The sequence below is a fragment of the Streptomyces sp. NBC_00554 genome (assembly GCF_041431135.1).
Taxonomy (GTDB): Bacteria; Actinomycetota; Actinomycetes; order Streptomycetales; family Streptomycetaceae; genus Streptomyces.
In genome coordinates this window covers 8,205,700-8,226,994 of record NZ_CP107799.1, presented here as the reverse complement: position 1 = coordinate 8,226,994, position 21,295 = coordinate 8,205,700, and the positions used below count along the sequence as shown (strand labels likewise).

Sequence of the window (21,295 nt, the reverse complement as noted above, 5' to 3'; positions counted from 1 at the left end):
AACGTCCTCTCCCATACGTACCATGTGCGCAGTCCGCGAGTCCAGACGAGGGAGCAGGTCGACGGTGGCACGAGGTAGCACGCGCCCCACGAGCCGGGACGTCGCCCAGGTCGCCGGGGTCTCCCAGGCCGCCGTCTCGCTGGTGCTCGGCGACAAATGGCGCGGCCGGGTCTCCGAAGCCACAGCGGAACGGGTCCGGGAAGCCGCCCAGGAGCTCGGCTACCGCCCGAACGTCGCCGCCCGCAACCTCCGCCTCGGCCGCACCCGCACCGTCCTCCTAGTGGTCCCCGCGCTGACCACCGAGTTCTTCGCCGGCGTCTACACGGGCGCCGCCCGGGTGGCGTCCGAGCACGGCTTCGGAGTCGTCCTCTACCCCTCCCCCGAAGGCATCGGCCCCGCCCGTGACCCCTTCGGCTCGGCACCCGCGGCCCTGGACGGCGTGATCGCCTCCTCCATGGCCGCCGACGCCCTCACCGCGATCCGCGGCGACCAGCTCCCCCTGGTCATGCTGGACAGCGACCCCGCAGGCAGCCTGGGCGCCGCGACCGTCAACCTGGACATCAGGGACGGCGTACGCCAGGTGGCCGAACACCTCCTGGCCCTCGGCCACCGCCGCTTCCTGCACCTGGCGGCCGACATCCCCTCCTGGACCTTCGAGGTCAGAGCCCACGAACTGTCCGCACGCCTGGCAGAGGTCCCCGGCACAGAACTCCGCACAGCCCGCGCCCCCATCTCCATAGAGGGCGCCCTGGAGGCCGCCGAGACCGCCCTGAGAGCCCCAGGCCCCCGCCCAACAGCCCTGGTCTGCGACGACGACAAACTGGCCGCAGGCGCCTACAAGGCCGCCCGCCGCCTGGGCCTCCACATCCCGGACGACCTCTCCATCACCGGCCTGGACGACCTGGCCCTCTCCAGAGCCATCGACCCAGAACTCACCACAGTCCGCCTGAACGCAGAACTATTCGGCGAACGAGGCATGCAGGCCCTCCTAGCCGTCCTGGAGGGCAAGACACCCCCGCAGGGCGACATCCCGGTAGAACTCGTCGTACGAGGCTCCACAGCCCCACCACGCCAGCCCTAGGGCCCTCGGGCCAGCGCGCACCCGCAGCCGCGAACGCACGGAAGGGGCCGGGGGCCGGTACATCAAATGCCCGTCGCGTACGTGGTCACACCGCCCCCAAGCCCTACAACCAACAAAAGTGCCCATCGGCGACGGGCGGATGTACCGGCCCCCGGCCCCGACCCCCCACCCGCAGGCGCCCCAAAACGCCGCGCGCCCCGACCACTAGCGACCGGGGCACGCGCCGAGCAAGGCAAGGACGAGGCTCACTCGTCGTCCTCAGGATCCTCCGCCTCGGTAGCCGTAGACGCCCCGTCCGCCTCGAGCAACCGAGCCAGCTGCCGCCCAACAATCCGCTTGAACTTCCGCTGCTGCGGCCGCGTCCGGTCAAGAATCGCAACCTCGAGCCGCTCCGCGGGAATCTCCCGCTCCCCCCCGTTCGCCTCACGGGACAGCGACTGCACGGCCAGCTTCAACGCCTCGGCAAGCGACATGCCGTCTTCATGACGCTGATCCAGATAGCTGCTGATCTGCTCGGCATTGCCACCCACCGCGACCGACCCGTGCTCATCCACGATCGACCCGTCGTGCGGCAGCCGGTAGATCTGGTCGCCCTCGGGGGTGTCCCCCACCTCGGCGACCACGAGTTCCACCTCGTACGGCTTCTCGGCCGCACTGGAGAAGATCGTGCCGAGCGTCTGGGCATACACATTGGCAAGACCGCGGGCGGTCACATCGTCACGGTCATAGGTGTAACCCCGCAGATCGGCATAACGAACACCGCCGATCCGCAGATTCTCGTACTCGTTGTATTTGCCGGCGGCGGCGAAGCCGATCCGGTCATAGATCTCGCTGAACTTGTGCAGCGCACGGGACGGGTTCTCGCCGACGAACACGATGCCGTCGGCATACTGCAGCACGACGAGGCTGCGGCCACGGGCGATGCCCTTCCGGGCGTATTCCGCCCGGTCGGCCATCGCCTGCTGGGGTGAGACATAGAACGGCGTCGACACCGGTTATCCGTCCCTTTCTATCGAAGTCACTGGATCACTTTGCCAAGAAGCCACTGCCGGAGCGGCTGTCAGGAAACCGCTGCCGGAGCGGCCGTCGAGAAGCCGCTGTCAGAGCAGCGCGGCCCGCGGACCGTCGGGCTGCTCAAGGCGCCGCTCCAGGATCGAGCGGGCGATCTCGGAGGACTCCTCGTCTCCCAGACGGCGGAATCCGTCCTCGGTGATCACGGTGACGATCGGGTAGATCCGGCGGGCGACATCGGGACCACCGGTCGCCGAGTCGTCGTCGGCCGCGTCGTACAGGGCCTGGACGACGAGGGTCGTGGCCTCCGCTTCGGAAAGGTCCTTGCGGTAGAGCTTCTTCATGGCACCGCGCGCGAAGACCGAGCCGGAGCCGGTGCCGGCGAAGCCGTGCTCCTCGGAACGGCCGCCGGTGACGTCGTAGGAGAAGATGCGGCCCCTCTCGCGGTCCACGTCGTAGCCCGCGAAGAGGGGAACCACGGCGAGGCCCTGCATGGCCATGCCGAGGTTGGAACGGATCATGGTGGAGAGGCGGTTGGCCTTGCCCTCCAGGGAGAGCGTGGCGCCCTCCACCTTCTCGAAGTGCTCGAGTTCCAGCTGGAACAGCTTGACCATCTCCACGGCCAGACCCGCCGTACCGGCGATGCCCACCGCCGAGTACTCGTCGGCCGGGAAGACCTTCTCGATGTCACGCTGCGCGATGACATTCCCCATGGTGGCCCGCCGGTCACCGGCGAGGACCACACCACCGGGGAAGGTGACGGCCACGATGGTCGTGCCGTGCGGGGCTTCGATCACACCCTGGGTGGGCGGCAGCTGCCGCCTGCCCGGGAGCATGTCCGGCTGGTGGTCGGACAGGAAGTCCATGAAGGACGACGACCCGGGCGTCAGGAAGGCAGCCGGCAGACGCCCGGTGCTACGAGGGTTGGCTTCCACGCGATTCCTTCCACGTAGGCTGCGGCCCGCCGTGGACGGCCGAGCCGATCATCAAATCTGTGCACGGACCATACCCGCGCGAACGCCGATCATCCGTCCCGGCGCCGACCCGCTGGATCAGGCCGACTCCGGGGCGGACAACTGGCGTTACTCTCCGCCCTTTTGAACGAAGGAACGCACGAAGTCCTCGGCGTTCTCCTCGAGGACGTCGTCGATCTCGTCCAGTACGGAGTCGACATCGTCGCTCAGCTTCTCCTGGCGTTCCTTGAGGTCCTCGGAAGCCTGCGCCTCCTGCGCCTGCTCCTCGACCTCCTCGGTGGAACGCGTGGCCTTCTGCTGTCCGCCGCCGGTGTCCTTGGTCGCCATAAACCCTCACCCCGCTCGGTTCGACGTTCTTGATCAGACCCTACAAGCAGGGTCCGACATCGGCCCCGCAGTTGCTACAACGTCCGGGAGCCACCTCGATGATTCCCGGACGCGGCTTCTTTCCACCCCGATCCGCCGCTTCGGCCGTGCAGGCCCCGGCGCGGCCGCTCAACCGCCCGACAGGACCTTGACCAGGTCTTCAGCCGTGCGGCAGCGGTCGAGGAGCTCCTTGACGTGATTACGCGTTCCGCGAAGCGGCTCAAGGGTTGGGACGCGCTGGAGCGAGTCCCGGCCCGGCAGATCGAAGATCACCGAGTCCCAGGAGGCCGCCGCGACGTCGTCCGCGTACTGCTCCAGACAGCGTCCGCGGAAGTAGGCGCGGGTGTCCTCAGGCGGCTTCGTACGGGCCCTCTCGACGTCCTGCTCGTCCAGGAGTCGCTTCATCTTGCCGCGCGCCGCGAGACGGTTGTAGATGCCCTTCTCGGCGCGTACGTCGGCGTACTGGAGGTCGACCAGGTGCAGCCGGGCGGCGTCCCAGTCGAGGCCGTCACGGCGCTGGTAGCCCTCCATGACCTCCCGCTTGGCGACCCAGTCGAGCTCTCCGGAGAGGCTCATCGGGTCGTTCTCCAGGCGGTTCAGGGTGTCCTCCCAGCGGAGCAGGACGTCCACGGTCTGCTCGTCGGCGTCCGACCCGAACCGTTCCTCCACGTACTTGCGGGACAGCTCGAAGTACTCCATCTGCAGCTGGACAGCGGTGAGTGTCCGGCCGCTGCGGAGCGTGACCAGGCGCTTGAGCGTGGGGTCGTGCGAGACCTGGTGGAGAGTGCGTACGGGCTGGTCGACCGCCAGGTCCACAGCAATGAAGCCGTCCTCGATCATCGAGAGGACCAGGGCCGTCGTGCCCAGCTTCAGATAGGTCGAGATCTCGGAAAGGTTCGCGTCGCCGATGATCACGTGCAGCCTGCGGTACTTCTCGGCGTCCGCGTGCGGCTCGTCGCGGGTGTTGATGATCGGGCGCTTCAGGGTGGTCTCCAGGCCCACCTCGACCTCGAAGTAGTCGGAGCGCTGGCTGAGCTGGAAGCCGTGCTCGTGCCCGTCCTGACCGATACCGACGCGGCCCGCTCCGGTGACGACCTGGCGTGAGACGAAGAACGGCGTGAGGTGGCGCACGATGTCCGAGAAGGGGGTCTCCCGCTTCATCAGATAGTTCTCGTGCGTGCCGTACGAGGCGCCCTTGTTGTCGGTGTTGTTCTTGTAGAGATGGATCGGCTGGGCGCCGGGCAGCTGGGCCGCGCGCTCCGCGGCCTCCGCCATGATGCGCTCGCCGGCCTTGTCCCACAGGACGGCGTCCAGCGGGTTGGTGACCTCCGGCGAGCTGTACTCCGGGTGTGCGTGGTCCACGTACAGCCGCGCCCCGTTGGTGAGGATGACGTTGGCCAGACCGATGTCCTCGTCGGTGAGCTGGCTGGAGTCGGCGGCCTCGCGGGCGAGGTCGAAGCCCCGCGCGTCCCGCAGCGGGTTCTCCTCCTCGAAGTCCCAGCGGGCCCGCCGGGCCCGGTGCATCGCCGCCGCGTACGCGTTGACGATCTGGGACGAGGTGAGCATGGCATTGGCGTTGGGGTGGCCGGGGACGGAGATCCCGTACTCCGTTTCGATGCCCATTACTCGCCGTACGGTCATGCGGCCCTCCTTGCCCGGCAGCGTCCTCGGTCGGGGACGCTGCTCAAGTACCGCTGGTGCTCCGGTGCGTGTGCGGTGCCCGACCCCGCAACGCGCGACTCGGCGGTACGAAAGAGCCTAGAGCGCCTTTGCGCTGGTGGGGAGATCATTTGCGTCATTGCCTCGCTCCAGCCGTGACCCGGAAAGCAGTCGGCTGCGGGTACCCGCGAAGGGCACCCGCAGCCGCCCTGTCTTTTACAGGTACTGACCGGTGTTGGCCACCGTGTCGATGGAGCGTCCGGTGTCCGCGCCCTGCTTTCCGGTGACGAGGGTACGGATGTAAACGATCCGTTCGCCCTTCTTGCCGGAGATTCGGGCCCAGTCGTCCGGGTTGGTGGTGTTCGGCAGGTCTTCGTTCTCCTTGAACTCGTCCACGCATGCCTGGAGGAGGTGGGAGACCCGAATGCCCTTCTGGTTCTGGTCGAGGAAGGCCTTGATGGCCGCCTTCTTGGCGCGGCCGACGATGTTCTCGATCATGGCGCCGGAGTTGAAGTCCTTGAAGTACAGGACTTCCTTGTCGCCGTTGGCGTACGTGACCTCGAGGAAGCGGTTCTCCTCGGACTCGTCGTACATGTGCTCCACGGCGGTCTGGATCATGTTGTTGACCGTCGCCGCCCGGTCACCGCCGTGCTCACCGAGGTCGTCGGAGTGCAGCGGAAGTCGCTCGGTGAGGTATTTCGCGAAGATGTCCTTCGCGGCCTCGGCGTCCGGGCGCTCGATCTTGATCTTCACATCGAGTCGGCCGGGGCGGAGGATGGCGGGGTCGATCATGTCCTCGCGGTTCGAGGCGCCGATCACGACCACGTTCTCCAGGCCCTCCACGCCGTCGATCTCGGCGAGCAGCTGGGGGACGATGGTGTTCTCCACGTCCGAGCTGACGCCTGATCCACGGGTGCGGAAGAGGGACTCCATCTCGTCGAAGAAGACGATGACGGGGGTGCCCTCGCTGGCCTTCTCACGTGCACGCTGGAAGACGAGGCGGATCTGCCGCTCGGTCTCACCGACGTACTTGTTCAGGAGCTCGGGGCCCTTGATGTTGAGGAAGAAGCTCTTGCCGGCGCCCTGCCCGGTGACCTCCGCGACCTTCTTGGCCAGCGAGTTGGCGACGGCCTTGGCGATGAGGGTCTTTCCGCATCCGGGGGGCCCGTACAGCAGGACGCCCTTGGGCGGCCGCAGTTCGTGCTCCTTGTACAGATCGGGGTAGAGGTACGGGAGCTCGACCGCGTCGCGGATCATCTCGATCTGGTTGCCCAGGCCGCCGATCTGCTCGTAGCCGATGTCCGGGACCTCTTCGAGGACGAGTTCCTCGACCTCGCTCTTCGGAACGACTTCGTAGACATAGCCGGAACGGGGTTCGAGAAGCAGGGCGTCGCCAGGGCGGATGACGACGTCCAGGAGCGGCTCGGCGAGCCGCACCACCCTTTCCTCGTCGGTGTGCCCCTGTACCAGGGCGCGTTCGCCGTCCTCGAGGATCTCCTTGAGGGTGACGATCTCACCGACGCTCTCGTACTCCATGGCCTCGACCACGTTGAGAGCTTCGTTGAGCATCACTTCCTGGCCGCGCCTGAGCTCTTCGAGCTCCACGCTGGGGCTGACGTTCACCCGGAGCTTGCGGCCCCCAGTGAAGATGTCCGCCGTGCCGTCCTCGTTGGCCACGAGGAAGACACCGAAGCCCGCCGGCGGCTGTGCGAGCCGGTCGACCTCTTCCTTGAGGGCCACGATCTGGTCGCGGGCCTCACGGAGCGTGTTGGCGAGCCGCTCGTTCTGAGCGGACACGCCGGCCAGGTTCGTCTGCAACTCGACGATCCGCTCTTCGAGAATCCTCGTGTGTCGCGGAGAGTCGGCGAGCTTGCGTCGCAGGACGGCGATCTCCTGCTCAAGGTAGGCAATCTGCCCGGCGGGGTCATCGGACCCTCTTCCCGGGCGGATGCCGCGGTTCATGTCGTCGTCGTGGGCTGCCACGGTCCTCACCTCCTCCAAGGGGAGCTGGACGCTTCCAGACCCTACCTGGGTGGGTGTCGATTGAAACCCCTAGATCACAAAGACTGTCGGGGTGTGTCCGATCTTCACCCTTGCGCTCTCCCTCACGCCAGTGGAATACCCACCCAACATGATTGGGAAGCGGACGGAGGTAGGGTCGAAGTGTTCAACACCCGTCAGAGCTGGCCCGACTTGCAGGGATATCGGGTCGTTCGGCGCAGGAAACGGCAGGAGAAGTGACCGTGCAGCAGGAGGCCGGAGTCGGCGCCGAGGAGCTCGAGGTCTGGATCGACCAGGATCTCTGTACCGGAGACGGGATCTGCGTCCAGTACGCGCCCGAGGTCTTTGAGCTGGACATTGACGGCCTGGCGTACGTGAAGGGCTCAGGCGACGAACTGCTGCAGGTCCCGGGCGCCACAACGCCCGTACCGCTGCCGCTTCTGCGCGATGTGACGGACTCCGCGAAGGAGTGTCCGGGCGACTGTATCCACGTACGTCGGGTTTCGGACAAGGTCGAAGTGTACGGACCTGACGCGGAGTGACCTGAGGTGCACCCGGCGTCACCGAAGTCTGTTTTCTCACACCCTCCGCGGCGCGGAGGGTGTTCTCATATGCCCGGAGCTTCGGAGGGCGTTCAGACGCCCTGGGCTCCGGCGGGTGTCGAGCGGACGAACGCGCCGTTCGTCCACTGCCACTTGGCGAGATCCTTCACGTCCGGGCAGCAACTCGGTACGTCGGACGAGGAGTAGCCGAGGAGTGTGGCGGTGACGGCGTCGTCACTCAGCGCGAAGTCGGTGACGCTCAGGCGGTCCTTGGGGTCGACCAGGGTGGCCACGACGCGGGGCTTGGCCTCGTCCGCGGCCTGGGTGAGGACGTAGACGCCGTTGGGCGGGGTGCCCGAGCCCGCGTCGCAGCGGACCACGGCGACGGTCTCCGGGCGCCCGTCGCCGTCGAGGTCTCCGGAGGCCTTCTTCTGGACGAGGACTTTGGTGGGCCCGCACTCGATCGGGAAGTCGACGCCGGACGGATCGGGAGCCGCGGCGGAGGCTTGGGCCGGCTTCGCGCCGGGACCGGCGGCCTGGGCCGCTGTCGCCGGGTCGGGCTGCAGTACGGAGGAGAACGCGACGACTCCGGCGATGGCGGTGGCCGTGGCGACCCACTGGATGGGGCTGGTGTGCGTGTGTGCCAGTTCCGGGACGGCGGATTGCTGCACTAGGAGTGTCTCCTGTGAGGGCTGTGCCGGTGGGGGTGTCCCGCATGGTGCCACACGTCACAGTGCGGTGGAACGGCGGGGTCAGGACTTCTGAGGGACTTCCGACGGAGTTCTGGCGGCGCGTCAACAGGAAAGCACTGTGGCCGAGTTCCCCGGCTGTCCCGGGAACTCGGCCACAGTTGTGGTGCGTTGGTTACCTCAGCGGCCCATGCCGCCGTCGGCGTTCGGACCGGTGTAGTCGTCGCCGTAGGCGCCCTTGGAGGGGCGGCGGCGGCGCATGGGCGGCTCGACTCCGTCCGCGAGGCGGCGGGCGGTGAGCAGGAAGCCGGTGTGGCCGATCATCCGGTGGTCCGGGCGGACGGCCAGGCCCTCGACGTGCCAGTTGCGGACCATCGACTCCCAGGCGGTCGGCTCGTTGAAGGAGCCGATCTCGCGGATGGACTCGACGGTCCGCGCGAGCTGGGTGGTGGTGGCGACGTAGCAGCAGAGGATGCCGCCCGGGACGAGCGCCTTGGAGACGGCCTCCAGGCACTCCCAGGGGGCCAGCATGTCGAGGATGACGCGGTCGACGTCGGTGTCCGACAGGTTGTCCTGGAGGTCGCCCACGGTGAGCTGCCAGGCGGGGTGCTTGTCGCCGAAGTAGCGCTCCACGTTCTGCTGGGCGATCTCGGCGAAGTCCTCGCGGCGCTCGTAGGAGTGCAGCATTCCCTGGTCGCCGATGGCGCGCAGCAGGAAGGCGCTGAGGGAGCCGGAGCCGACGCCCGCCTCCACGACGCGGGCGCCGGGGAAGATGTCGGCGAAGGCCAGGATCTGCCCCGCGTCCTTGGGGTAGACCACGGCGGCGCCGCGGGGCATGGACAGGACGTAGTCGGGGAGCAGGGGGCGCAACGCGAGATAGGCGACGTTCCCCGTGGTGCGGACAACGCTGCCCTCGGGAGCACCGATCAGCTCGTCGTGCGGGAAGGAACCCTTGTGGGTGTGAAAGTTCTTTCCGGCTTCGAGCGTGAACGTGTAGTGGCGGCCCTTGGGGTCGGTCAGCTGAACCTGGTCCCCGACCTTGAAGGGCCCGCGCCTGCGGGCGGCACCGGTCGGTTCGGACATGTGACCAGCCTACCGGTCCTGGACGGGGCCGTGGACCACTCCGCGGGCCACCACTAGGAGGGGCGGGCCATGGCCTTCACGAAGGCGCGTTCCACGTCGGCGGCGGACAGGACGCCGTAGATCTCGCCGGACTCCTCGACCACCAGGTACTCGGTGGCGGGGTTCGCGCGCAGGGCGTCGAGGAGGTCCTCGCCGGCGAGCTCGGCGGAGACCCGCATGCCGTCGGTGAGGTCCTGGGCGAGGCCGCTGACCGCGACCCAGGGGCGGCGGTGCTCGGGTACGCCGACGATGGCGGCCTCGCGGACGAGGGACAGCGGCTGGCCGTCGGCGTCGACCACGACCAGGGCGCGGGCGCCCGCGTCGTTGGCGCGGCGCAGCGCCTCCGAGAGCGGGGTGCTGGTCTCGACCGGGACCGCGCGCCGGGTGAGCGCGCGGGCGCGTAGTTCCGGGAGGTGTTCGCGCAGGCGGGCCATCCGGAGGCTGTTTCCGGCGCCGGTCCAGATGATCGCGGCGAGGATCGCGGCGAGCAGCGCGTCCATGACGGTGTCCATGCCGCCGATGTCCTCGGAGGCGTCGCCGAGTGCTCCGGACTGGGTGAGCAGGGGCAGCCCGATCAGTACCGAGACGGCGAGGGCGCGGCCCACCCAGGCGGCGGCGATCGTGCCGCTCATCGGCTTGCCGGTGATCTTCCAGACGACGGCGCGGAGCATGCGGCCGCCGTCGAGGGGCAGCCCGGGCAGCAGGTTGAAGACGGCCACGATCAGGTTGGAGATCATCAGGCCGCCGAGCAGGACACCGGGCACGGTGCCCGGCTCGACGGTCTGCATGGCGAGGTAGAAGACACCGGAGAGGACGAGGGAGAGCAGCGGCCCGACGAAGGCCAGCACGAACTCCCGGCCCGGGGTCTCGGACTCCTTCTCGATCTCGGACACCCCGCCGAAGAACTGCAGCTGGATCCGGCGCACCGGCAGCCCGAAGCGCAGGGCGGCGACCGTGTGGGCGAGCTCGTGGACGAGTACGGAGGCGTAGAAGGCGACCGCGAAGAAGAGGGAGACGAGGTAGCGCAGGGCGCCGAGCTCGGGCAGCACACGGTCGAGCTGGCCGCCGAACACCCAGGTGATCAGGGCGGCGACGAGGAACCAGCTGGGCGCCACGTACACGGGTACGCCGAAGGGGCGTCCCATGAGCAGCCCGCCGCCGGGTCCCTTCTCGCGCCGCGGTGGCCGTCCCTTGCCGGAGCCGGACTTGGCGAAGGTCCGGGCGGATCCCGTGGTCTCGGGGTCACTCGGGGCACCGAAGTGCGAAGGGGTGTCGTCCGTGGGGTCAGGGTGGGCCGGGGGCTCGTCGGAGGGACGGGGGGTGGCCGGGGGCTCGTCGGAGGGACGGGGGGTGGCCGGGGACTCGTCCGAGGGACGGGAGGTGGCCGGGGACTCATCCGAGGGGTGGTGGGTGGCGGGTTCGGTCCCCTCCGCGGGTTGCGGGGTCTCGGTGCTGCCGCCCGGCTCCGTGGGCTTGGGCCCGGTGGGGTCCTCCGGACTCTCCGGTCCGGGGCGCGGGGCGTCCGCGGCCGGACCCGTGGAGGCCTGGGGCCCCTCGTGGCGCTCGGTCGCTTCGTCGGTACCGGACCGCGGCTGCCCGCTCCCGCCGCTCTCGTCCACGATGTCCCCTCGTTCGAAGCGTCCCCCGCTCCCGATCATGCGGAGCAGGAGGGTCTGTGGTCGATGGTATGCGGCCGTCGCGATGCGTTCCGCCCCGGCACCCCCTCTGTTTTCCGCGCCGTCGCACGAGCCGCGGGTGGGTCACTGTCAGTGGTGAGCCGTAAGGTCTGTCGTCATGGAAACCAGCACCGAGGGCGTCGTGGAGACCAGTGCCGAGGGCGTGGTCGGGACCGGTACCGGCGCCGAGCCCGGCGAACCCGTGGCGGCCCGGGCGGCCGTGGCACCCGCGTCCCTTTCGCCCTCGCGCGCGAGCGACTTCATGCAGTGCCCGCTGCTCTACCGGTTCCGGGTGATCGACAAGCTCCCCGAGAAGCCGAGCGAGGCGGCCACCCGCGGCACGCTGGTGCACGCGGTGCTGGAGCGGCTCTTCGACGCCCCTGCGACGGAGCGTACGGCGCCGCGCGCCAAGTCGTTGATCCCCGGCCAGTGGGACCGGCTGCGCGAGACCCGGCCCGAGGTCGTGGAGCTGTTCGCCGACGACCCCGAGGGCGAGCGTCTTGCGCGCTGGCTCGGCGAGGCCGAGCAACTGGTGGAGCGCTGGTTCACGCTGGAGGACCCGACCCGGCTCGAACCCGCCGAGCGGGAGCTGTTCGTCGAGGCGCGGCTCGACTCCGGGCTCAAACTGCGCGGCATCATCGACCGTGTCGACGTGGCGCCGACGGGCGAGGTGCGGATCGTCGACTACAAGACGGGCAAGGCCCCCAGACCCGAGTACGCCGAGGGTGCCCTGTTCCAGATGAAGTTCTACGCCCTGGTGGTGTGGCGGCTGAAGCAGGTGGTCCCGCGCCGGCTCCAGCTCGTCTATCTCGGCAGCGGCGACGTCCTGACGTACGACCCGGTGATCGAGGACCTGGAGCGCGTCGAGCGCAAGCTGCACGCGCTGTGGGACGCGATCCGGGAGGCCACCGAGACGGGCGACTGGCGGCCCCGGCCCACCAAACTCTGCGGCTGGTGCGATCACCAAGCGGTATGTCCGGAATTCGGCGGTACTCCCCCGCCCTACCCCCTGCAGGTCAGGGCGCCGGAGTCCGGTGGTACGTCGCAGGGCAGAATGGGGCCGGACTAGCGAAGGAGACTTACGTGGCCATCCGCGTCCTACTGGTCGATGACCAGCCGCTGCTGCGCACCGGCTTCCGGATGATCCTGGAAGCGGAGCAGGACCTTGCGGTCGTCGGCGAGGCCGGCGACGGTCTCCAGGCGCTCGACCAAGTCCGCGCCCTGCAGCCCGATGTGGTTCTGATGGACATCCGCATGCCGCGGATGGACGGTGTCGAGGCGACCCGGCAGATCACCGGCCCGGGCCGGGACGGTCCGGCGAAGGTGCTGGTGCTGACGACCTTCGACCTCGACGAGTACGTGGTGGAGGCGCTGCGCGCGGGCGCCAGCGGCTTTCTGCTCAAGGACGCACCGGCCAATGAGCTGGTGCAGGCGATCCGGGTGGTCGCCTCGGGCGAGGCGATGCTCGCGCCGAGCATCACGCGCCGGCTGCTCGACAAGTACGCGAGCCATCTGCCGTCCGGTGACGAGCCGGTGCCGGACACACTGCACACGCTGACCGACCGCGAGGTCGAGGTGCTCAAGCTGGTGGCGCGTGGGCTGTCCAATGCCGAGATCGCTGCCGACCTGTTCGTCAGCGAGACCACCGTCAAGACGCATGTCGGGCACGTCCTCACCAAGTTGGGGCTGCGCGACCGGGTGCAGGCGGCGGTGTACGCGTACGAGAGCGGGTTGGTGCGCCCCGGCGCGCAGTAGACCCGCACAACCCAGTAGACCCGTACAACAGCGCAGAGGGCGGCCCCTTCCTCCCGGAGGGAGGAAGGGGCCGCCCTCTGCGTACGCGGAGCCGGGCTCAGTCCTTGCTGATCTCCCAGAAGCGGAAGACGGTCGAGGCGTCGAGGCAGTACTCCAGGCCGTAGACGTTGTCGCGGACGACGGCGTACTGCTTGGCCTGCCAGAGCGGGATGATCGGCAGTTCGTCGGCCACGATGTCCTGGAGCTTGCCGTAGTCGGCCTCGGTCGAGGCGCGGTTGCTCTCGGCGGCGGTGTCCGGGATGAGCCGGCCGGTGATCGTGCTGTTGGTGTAGTTGTTGCTCAGCACGTTGCCCTCGCCGAAGAAGGGCGCCGTGAAGTTGTCCGGGTCCGGGTAGTCGGGCACCCAGCCCTTCACGTACACGCCGTACTTGCCGTCGGCGATGTCCTGCTCGTACTCGTCGAAGGCGACGGACTTGACGGTCGCCTCGAAGAGTCCGCTGGCGTTGAGCTGCTTGGCGATCGCCTTGAACTCCTGGTCGGTGGACGGTCCGTAGCGTGACGGCGTCGACCAGAGGGTCAGCTTCACCTTGTCGGTGATGCCGTCGGCGCGCAGCGCGGCCTGGGCCTTGGAGCGGGAGGGGCTGGCGCCGTAGGTGTCGAAGAAGGCCGTGTTGTGGCCCGCGATGCCGGCCGGGATGATCGAGTAGAGCGGCGTCGCCGTGTCCTGGTAGACCTCGTCGACCAGGGCCTGGCGGTCGAGGAGGTAGGCGATGGCCTTGCGCACCGAGAGCTGGCCCGCCACCGGGTCGTCCATGTTGAAGACCAGGTGCTGTACTTCGGCGCTGGTGCCCTCGACGACGTTGACGCCGGTGCCGGTGGCGGTGTCGTTCTCGATGTCCGCGATGTCGTCGGCGGCGAGGCCTCGGTAGGCGATGTCGATCTCGTTGTTCTCGATCGCGGTCTTCAGGGCGGCCTGGTCGCCGTGGAAGAACTTCAGCGTCACGCCGGAGTTCTTCACCTTGGCGGTGCCCTTGTAGCTCTCGTTGACGGAGAAGACGGCCTCGTCCTCGCCGAACGATTCCAGCTTGTACGGGCCCGAGCCGACGGCCTCGTTGTCCGTGCGCAGTCCGTTGTCGGCGTACTGCTTGTGGTCCACGATCGAGCCGGCGCCGGAGGCGATCTTGCTCGGGAAGGTGGCGTCGGCGTACTTGAGCTTGAAGACGACGGTCTTCGCGTCCGGTGTCTCCACCGTGTCGAGCATCGGGAACATGATCGCGGGACCGGCGTCGTCGTTGATCTTCAGCATGCGGTCGAAGGAGAACTTGACGTCCTCCGAGGTGAGCGCGTCACCGTTGCTGAACTTCAGCCCGCTCTGCAACGTACACGAGTAAACCTTCGTGGCTGTGTCCGTGAACGAGCACTCCTTGGCGGCCTCGGGCTCGGGTTCCGTACCGCCCTTGGGGAAGCTCAGCAGCGACTGGAAGACGTTGTTGAACAGCAGCCAGGAGCCCGGGTCGTAGCCGGACGCCGGGTCGGTGGCCAGGACGTCGTCGGACATCCCCATCACGATGGAGGAGCCACTGCTCCCGGAGCCGCCCGACTGCGAGCCGCAGCCGGTGAGCAGGCCGACAGCCAGCCCCGTCGCTATGGACAGGACTGGCCACTGGTTGCGCATGTTCACTTGCGTGTGCCTTGTCGTTGATTCTCAGAAGTGCCGGATCTCGGGGCACCGGGTCCCGGAGCACCGGATCAAGCGGGCGCCGGGCCTGTTGGCAGGCCCGGCGACGGCAAGCCGGGTCAGCCGCTCACTCCGCGGCCGAGCTCCCACAGCTGGAGGGTCGAGGAGGAGTTGAGCGCCCACTCGGCACCGGTGATGTCGTCCCGCGCGGCGATGTACTGCTTGCCCTGCCACAGCGGCAGCACCGGTACGTCGTCGGCCACGATGTCCTGGATCTCGGTGATGCTCTTCGAGGCGGTGAGGCGGTCGGCCTCGCGCCGGGACTCCGGGATCAGGTTGTCGATGATCGCGCTGTTCAAGTACGGCGACTTGAGGAAGTTGTCCTTGTCGAGGAACGGCGCGAGGTAGTTGTCGGCGTCCGGGAAGTCCGGGAACCAGCCCATGCCGTAGACCTCGTACTCGCCCTTGCGCTCGGCCGGCACGAACGTGTCCCAGGGCGTGCCCTTGATGTCGACGTCGAACAAGCCGCTGGCGTTGAGCTGCTTCTTCAGCTGCTCGAACTCGTCCGCGGTGACCGAGCCGTAGTGGTCGGTCGTGTAGTTCAGGGTGAGCTTCACCGGAGTGGTGATGTCGGCCGCGGTCAGCATCGCCTTGGCCTTGCTGACGCTCGGGTCCCCGTACTTGTTGAAGAACGAGTTGGAGTGGCCGGTGATGGTGGCGGGGACCAGCGAGTAGAGCGGGTCGGCGCCCGTGCCGTACACCTTGGCGACGAGCTCGCTGCGGTTGATGACCTGGGCCATGGCCTGGCGGACGGCCGTGGACTTGACCGCCGGGTCGTCGGTGTTGAAGGCCAGGTAGCGGATCTCGAGGCCGGGCATCTCGATCAGGTCGATGTCGCTGTCCGTGGCCGCGCCGAGCTTCTTGATCTGCTCCGGCGTCATCGAGCGGGTCATCAGGTCGATGTCGCCCTTGTTGAGCGCGGAACCCATGCTGTCGGCGTCCGCGAAGGAGCGCATCTCGACCTGGCTGTTCTTGACCGACAGAACACCCTTGTAGTTGGGGTTCTTGGTGAAGACGCCGTTGACGAGCTCGTCGTCCTTCACGTCGGCCTTGAACGTGTACGGGCCGGAGCCGTCGATGCTGAAGCCGTCGCGCAGCTTGTCCTTCTCGTAGTCGTCGGGGTTGACGATGCCGGCGACCGGGGTCGACAGCTTGAACGGGAAGGTGGCGTCCGCGGTCTTGAGGTGGAAGATCACCTCGCGGTCGCCCTGGGTCTCGACGGTGTCGACGGTGGACAGCAGCGCGAACACACCACTGTCGGCCTGGATCGACAAGGCGCGGTCGATCGAGTACTTGACGTCCTTCGCGGTGACGGGGTCGCCGTTCGCGAACTTCAGGTCCTTGCGCAGGGTGCAGGCGTAGCGCTCGTTGCCCGTGTCGGTGAAGCCGCACTCCTCGGCGGCCTCGGGCTGGGGCTCTCCGTCGCCGCGCGGGATGATCATCAGCGTCTGCACGGTCTGGCGGAGGATGTTCCAGCTGCCGACGTCGTAGGCGTACGCCGGGTCGAGGGGAGCCGGGGCATCCTTCGAGGCGATGAACCGGTCGGTGGTACCGACGACGATCGGGTCGCCGCTGTCGCCCCCACTGCCGGACCCCCCACATGCGGCGAGCACCGGGGTGAGCAGGCCGATCACGGCCGGCAGCACCAAAGTCTTGCGGTTCATGCTCGAGTTTCTCCAGAGCTGTAGATTCCGCGACCCGGCATACAGGGGTGGTGTTGCGGGGTCACAGGGATACGGCGATGTTCTCGCGATGACATTAGTCCGCAGGGCCACTGAGGCCCCCAGTGACTGGAGTTGAGCTCCCATCACGCTGCGAGACCGGGCGTGGACACACCGATAACGCGGCAGTGGAAGGATTCGTGCAGCCTTCCATCAATCGGGACACAAGGGCACGTCACCCACCCCCCAAAGGGTGTCGATGGCATATGCCAGACCCGATGTCGACCCCCCGGCGAGTGGCGAACCTCACAGCATCAACTCAGCCGGGGAGCACCGGAATTCAGCCATCCCGCCGGGATTGAATTCCCTCAGGGGGTTCTGGCGCAGATCCACCGGGCGCCCTTCGGGAGGCGCTCGGGCCTATTCGCGCATTCGGTTCCGCACGCTGGGTGAACGTCTAGCGCATTTCCGTCATCAAGCCGCGGAGAAAAGGCAGGTCGACCTCTTCCAGAGAGTTCACGACCGTGCGCCGCGCGGCGGGCGCGATGGGGGCGATCGAGGGCACGGCGACCACCTGGCAGCCGGCGGCCTCGGCGGCCGCGACACCCGTCGCGGTGTCCTCGATGACAGCGCACCGGGCCGGTGCCGCGCCGAGTCCCGCGGCCGCCAGCAGATACGGGTCGGGGAACGGCTTGGTCCGCTCCACCTCGTCGCCCGCCACGGTCAGCGCGAAGTACTGGGGGCCGAGCGAGGCCAGGATGCGGTCGATGATGCGCCGGTGCGAGGCGGAGACCAGGGCGGTGGGGATCTCGTGCGCAGCCAGCTCGGCGAGCAGTCTGGCCGCCCCCGGCATCAGCGGCAGCGAGTGGCCGATGCGGGCCTCGAACCCGTCGTTCAGCAGCACCGTCAGCTCGGCGATGGTGATGTCGGCGCCGGTGGCCTCAATCAGGAAGCCGGCGCTGCGGGTCATCGGGCCGCCGACCACCACATGGCGCCAGGACTCGTCGAGCACATGGCCGAGGGACGCGAAGACCTCGGCCTCCACCTCCCACCAGAAGCCCTCGGTGTCCACCAGAGTGCCGTCCATGTCGAGGAGCACGGCCTCCAGGGCAGAGCCTTCGGCCGTACGGGTACCGAGCGCGGGGACCGTACTGGTCATCCGGGCGCACCTCCTTGAGGGACGATCAGGCCGGTCGCCCTTTTTGCCAAAGGGGCAACCGGCCTGCAGTGGACCGACCAGTGTACGTCGTGTCCGATCAGCGCGCGTTGAAGTACTTCGCCTCCGGGTGGTGGATCATGATCGCGTCCGTGGACTGCTCCGGGTGGAGCTGGAACTCCTCGGAGAGCACGACGCCGATGCGCTCCGGCTCGAGGAGCTGGGCGATCTTGGCGCGGTCCTCCAGGTTGGGGCAGGCTCCGTAGCCGAGGGAGAAGCGGGCGCCCCGGTACTTCAGGGCGAACATGTCCTCCATCGCGTCCGGGTCCTCGCCGGCGAAGCCGAGTTCGGACCGGACCCGGGCGTGCCAGTACTCGGCGAGCGCCTCGGCCAACTGGACGGACAGGCCGTGCAGTTCGAGGTAGTCACGGTAGGAGTCGGCCTCGAACAGCTTCGCCGTCTCCTCGCCGATCCGGGAACCCATGGTGACGACCTGGAGGCCGACGACGTCGGTCTCGCCGGACTCCTCCGGGCGGAAGAAGTCGGCCAGGCACAGTCGGCGGCCGCGGCGCTGGCGCGGGAAGGTGAAGCGGGTCCGCTCGTTGCCGGCGTCGTCCAGGATGATCAGGTCGTCGTCCTTGGACACGCACGGGAAGTAGCCGTAGACCACGGCCGCTTCCAGCAGGTTGTCGGTCTGCAGCCTGTCCAGCAGACCGCGCAGCCGGGGCCGGCCCTCGGTCTCGACCAGTTCCTCGTAGGTCGGCCCATCGCCCGCACGGGCCTGCTTCAGGCCCCACTGGCCCTTGAAGAGCGCACCCTCGTCCAGCCAGGAGGCGTACTCCTTGAGCTGGATGCCCTTGATGACGCGGGTGCCCGCGAAGGGCGGGGTGGGCACGGGGTTGTCGACGGCGACGTCGGAGCGGACGTGCCCCTCCTCGGGGCGCTCCTCGACCTCGGTGGCGGCAACCGCCGGACGCACCCGGCGCTGCTTCAGCTCGGGCAGCACGGCTCCGGGGACACCCCGCTTGACCCCGATGAGCGCGTCCATCAGGCGCAGGCCCTCGAACGCGTCGCGGGCGTAGCGGACCTCACCCTCGTAGATCTCGTACAGGTCCTGCTCGACATAGGCGCGGGTGAGAGCGGCGCCGCCGAGGATGACCGGGTAGTCGGCGGCCATCTTGCGCTGGTTGAGCTCCTGGAGGTTCTCCTTCATGATCACCGTGGACTTGACCAGCAGCCCGGACATGCCGATCACATCGGCCCGGTGCTCCTGCGCGGCGTCCAGGATCGCCGAGACCGGCTGCTTGATCCCCAGGTTGACCACGTTGTAGCCGTTGTTCGACAGGATGATGTCGACGAGGTTCTTGCCGATGTCGTGGACGTCGCCGCGCACGGTGGCCAGCACGATGGTGCCCTTGCCCTCCGCGTCGGACTTCTCCATGTGCGGCTCCAGATAGGCCACCGCGGTCTTCATCACCTCGGCGGACTGCAGCACGAACGGCAGCTGCATCTGGCCGGAGCCGAACAGCTCGCCGACCACCTTCATGCCGTCCAGGAGTGTGTCGTTGACGATGTCCAGGGCGGGGCGGCTCTGCAGGGCCTCGGCGAGATCGGCCTCCAGGCCGTTCTTCTCGCCGTCGATGATGCGCCGCTTGAGCCGCTCGTCCAGCGGCAGGGCGGCCAGCTCCTCGGCCCGGCCTGCCGTCCGGGACTTGGTGGTGGCGCCCTCGAACAAAGCCATCAGCTTCTGCAGGGGGTCATAGCCCTCCGCGCGGCGGTCGTAGATGAGGTCGAGGGCCGTCTGTACCTCTTCCTCGGTGAACCGCGCGATCGGCAGGATCTTCGAGGCGTGCACGATCGCCGAGTCCAGGCCCGCCTTCACGCACTCGTCCAGGAAGACCGAGTTGAGCAGCACGCGGGCGGCCGGGTTCAGGCCGAAGGAGATGTTGGAGAGGCCCAGCGTGGTCTGGACGTCGGGGTGACGCCGCTTCAGCTCGCGGATCGCCCCGATCGTCGCAATGCCATCCTTGCGGGATTCTTCCTGGCCGGTGCAGATCGTGAAGGTCAGGGTGTCGATGAGGATGTCCGACTCGTGGATACCCCAGTTGCCGGTCAGATCCCCGATCAGCCGCTCGGCGATGGCGACCTTGTGCTCGACGGTACGGGCCTGACCCTCCTCGTCGATGGTCAGCGCGATGAGCGCGGCGCCGTGTTCCTGCGCGAGCTGGGTGACCTTCGCAAACCGCGACTCCGGGCCGTCACCGTCCTCGTAGTTGACCGAGTTGATCACCGCACGGCCGCCCAACTTCTCCAGGCCCGCGCGCAGCACGTCGACCTCGGTGGAGTCCAGCACGAGCGGGAGGGTGGAGGCGGTGGCGAAGCGGCCGGCCAGTTCCTTCATGTCGGCGACGCCATCGCGGCCCACGTAGTCGACGCACAGGTCGAGCATGTGGGCGCCCTCGCGGATCTGGTCGCGGGCCATCTCCACACAGTCGTCCCAGCGGCCCTCCAGCATCGCCTCACGGAACTTCTTCGACCCGTTGGCGTTCGTCCGCTCACCGATCGCCATGTACGCGGTGTCCTGACGGAACGGCACCGTCTGATACAGCGAAGCCGCACCGGGCTCGGGACGCGGATCACGCGTCCCCGGCTCCAATTCGCGCACCCGCTCGACCACCTGGCGCAGGTGCTCCGGCGTCGAGCCACAGCAGCCGCCGACCAGCTGAAGGCCGTAGTCGCGGACGAAGTTCTCCTGCGCGTCGGCCATCTCGGGCGGGGTGAGGGGGAAGTACGCGCCGTCCTTGGTCAGGATCGGCAGGCCCGCGTTCGGCATGCACATCAACGGCGTACGCGAGTGCCGGGCCAGATAGCGCAGGTGCTCGCTCATCTCGGCCGGGCCCGTCGAGCAGTTCAGGCCGATCATGTCGATACCCAGCGGCTCCAGCGCGGTCAGCGCCGCACCGATCTCCGAGCCGAGCAGCATGACGCCGGTGGTCTCGAAGGCGAGCGAACAGATCAGCGGCACTTCCAGACCCAGCGCCTCCATCGCACGGCGCGCACCGACCAGGCTGGACTTGGTCTGCAGCAGGTCCTGCGTGGTCTCCACGATCAGCGCGTCCGCGCCACCGGCGAGCAGGCCCTCGGCGTTCTGCTGGTAGCCGTCGCGCAGTACGTCGTACGCGATGTGACCGAGCGACGGCAGCTTGGTGCCCGGGCCGATCGAGCCGAGGACCCAGCGCTGACGGCCGTCCCGGGCACCGAACTCGTCGGCGACCTCGCGGGCGATCCGGGCACCCGACTCGGACAGTTCGAAGATCCGGTCGGCGATCTCGTACTCACCGGCCGCCGAGTGGTTCGAGCCGAAGGTGTTGGTCTCGACGCAGTCGACGCCCACGGAGAAGTACTCCTCGTGGACGGATCGGACGATGTCGGGGCGGGTGACGTTCAGAATCTCGTTGCAGCCCTCGAGATTCTGGAAGTCCTCCAGCGTCGGATCCTGCGCCTGAAGCATCGTGCCCATCGCACCGTCGGCCACCACGACACGGGTGGCGAGGGCCTGGCGGAGTGCGTCAGTACGCGCCCGGCTCTCGGAAAGCTCGGACGGAAGGGACGGGTTCGGCAACGAGGCCATGAAGGTGCTCCCTGGAGTGCGACGGCTGTCGGCTTTGCGCTTCCCATGGAAGGCGCACGCCGTCAGGGTAGCCCGGAGCGCGGCCGTAGGGTCAGGGGCGTCCACGGGACGGACGCGCGTGGCGCACGCGACGGCAGTGCTCAGACGGACGAAATATGTGACGACCATCCATTAGCGGGAGGTCGGCATGGACCGGTAGTGTTCGACATTGCCGAACGGCGGCAGTGAATCGC

General features: G+C 68.2%; 16 protein-coding genes. 4 read left to right on the top strand and 12 right to left on the bottom strand.

Going from position 1 to position 21,295, the window contains the following annotated elements:
- Positions 1 to 64: 64 nt before the first annotated feature.
- On the top strand, positions 65 to 1,081 hold the full coding sequence (locus tag OG266_RS36280; RefSeq protein WP_371550914.1) for a LacI family DNA-binding transcriptional regulator: 1,017 nt from the start codon (positions 65 to 67) through the stop codon (positions 1,079 to 1,081).
- 245 nt (positions 1,082 to 1,326) lie between these two features.
- On the opposite strand, the gene prcA is transcribed toward OG266_RS36280, so the two are convergent.
- The 5 genes from prcA to arc all read right to left on the bottom strand — a co-directional run bounded on the left by prcA (position 1,327) and on the right by arc (position 7,074).
- The gene (gene prcA / locus OG266_RS36275) at positions 1,327 to 2,073 is read right to left on the bottom strand and encodes a proteasome subunit alpha (protein WP_266467056.1); all 747 of its coding nucleotides are present in this window, start codon (positions 2,071 to 2,073) and stop codon (positions 1,327 to 1,329) included.
- A gap of 108 nt (positions 2,074 to 2,181) precedes the next feature.
- Entirely contained in the window at positions 2,182 to 3,027 is an 846-nt protein-coding gene (gene prcB, locus OG266_RS36270; protein WP_371550911.1) for a proteasome subunit beta, read from the bottom strand.
- A gap of 147 nt (positions 3,028 to 3,174) precedes the next feature.
- Positions 3,175 to 3,393, bottom strand: a complete 219-nt coding sequence (locus OG266_RS36265) for a ubiquitin-like protein Pup (protein ID WP_108147781.1) — start codon at positions 3,391 to 3,393, stop codon at positions 3,175 to 3,177.
- A gap of 168 nt (positions 3,394 to 3,561) precedes the next feature.
- A complete protein-coding gene (gene dop, locus OG266_RS36260) occupies positions 3,562 to 5,073 on the bottom strand; it encodes a depupylase/deamidase Dop (protein WP_353962476.1) in 1,512 nt (503 codons plus the stop codon).
- 234 nt (positions 5,074 to 5,307) lie between these two features.
- A complete protein-coding gene (gene arc / locus OG266_RS36255; RefSeq protein WP_266467043.1) occupies positions 5,308 to 7,074 on the bottom strand; it encodes a proteasome ATPase in 1,767 nt (588 codons plus the stop codon).
- Positions 7,075 to 7,328: 254 nt separating this feature from the next.
- Between arc and OG266_RS36250 the strand changes: the two genes are divergently transcribed.
- Complete coding sequence (locus tag OG266_RS36250) at positions 7,329 to 7,634, top strand: ferredoxin (RefSeq protein ID WP_266467040.1); 306 nt, start codon at positions 7,329 to 7,331, stop codon at positions 7,632 to 7,634.
- A 92-nt stretch (positions 7,635 to 7,726) separates the two neighbouring features.
- Here the strand turns inward: OG266_RS36250 and OG266_RS36245 are convergent, their stop codons facing one another.
- The 3 genes from OG266_RS36245 to OG266_RS36235 form a co-directional block, all read right to left on the bottom strand.
- Entirely contained in the window at positions 7,727 to 8,305 is a 579-nt protein-coding gene (locus OG266_RS36245) for a hypothetical protein (protein WP_266467037.1), read from the bottom strand.
- 198 nt (positions 8,306 to 8,503) lie between these two features.
- The gene (locus OG266_RS36240) at positions 8,504 to 9,406 is read right to left on the bottom strand and encodes a tRNA (adenine-N1)-methyltransferase (RefSeq protein ID WP_266467034.1); all 903 of its coding nucleotides are present in this window, start codon (positions 9,404 to 9,406) and stop codon (positions 8,504 to 8,506) included.
- 53 nt (positions 9,407 to 9,459) lie between these two features.
- Positions 9,460 to 11,064 carry a site-2 protease family protein gene (locus OG266_RS36235; RefSeq protein WP_371553080.1) on the bottom strand — a complete coding sequence of 535 codons (1,605 nt, stop codon included), beginning with the start codon at positions 11,062 to 11,064 and terminating at the stop codon, positions 9,460 to 9,462.
- Positions 11,065 to 11,239: 175 nt separating this feature from the next.
- Here OG266_RS36235 and OG266_RS36230 point away from each other — a divergent pair, with 175 nt between their 5' ends.
- The gene (locus tag OG266_RS36230) at positions 11,240 to 12,190 is read left to right on the top strand and encodes a RecB family exonuclease (protein ID WP_371550907.1); all 951 of its coding nucleotides are present in this window, start codon (positions 11,240 to 11,242) and stop codon (positions 12,188 to 12,190) included.
- A gap of 14 nt (positions 12,191 to 12,204) precedes the next feature.
- A complete protein-coding gene (locus OG266_RS36225) occupies positions 12,205 to 12,876 on the top strand; it encodes a response regulator transcription factor (protein WP_266467029.1) in 672 nt (223 codons plus the stop codon).
- Positions 12,877 to 12,973: 97 nt separating this feature from the next.
- Here the strand turns inward: OG266_RS36225 and OG266_RS36220 are convergent, their stop codons facing one another.
- The 4 genes from OG266_RS36220 to metH form a co-directional block, all read right to left on the bottom strand.
- A complete protein-coding gene (locus OG266_RS36220) occupies positions 12,974 to 14,557 on the bottom strand; it encodes an ABC transporter substrate-binding protein (protein ID WP_371550905.1) in 1,584 nt (527 codons plus the stop codon).
- A gap of 116 nt (positions 14,558 to 14,673) precedes the next feature.
- Positions 14,674 to 16,278 carry an ABC transporter substrate-binding protein gene (locus tag OG266_RS36215; RefSeq protein ID WP_266467025.1) on the bottom strand — a complete coding sequence of 535 codons (1,605 nt, stop codon included), beginning with the start codon at positions 16,276 to 16,278 and terminating at the stop codon, positions 14,674 to 14,676.
- Positions 16,279 to 16,732: 454 nt separating this feature from the next.
- Positions 16,733 to 17,434 carry an HAD family phosphatase gene (locus OG266_RS36210; RefSeq protein WP_266467022.1) on the bottom strand — a complete coding sequence of 234 codons (702 nt, stop codon included), beginning with the start codon at positions 17,432 to 17,434 and terminating at the stop codon, positions 16,733 to 16,735.
- 97 nt (positions 17,435 to 17,531) lie between these two features.
- Complete coding sequence (metH, locus tag OG266_RS36205) at positions 17,532 to 21,062, bottom strand: methionine synthase (RefSeq protein ID WP_371550902.1); 3,531 nt, start codon at positions 21,060 to 21,062, stop codon at positions 17,532 to 17,534.
- Positions 21,063 to 21,295 lie beyond the last annotated feature (233 nt).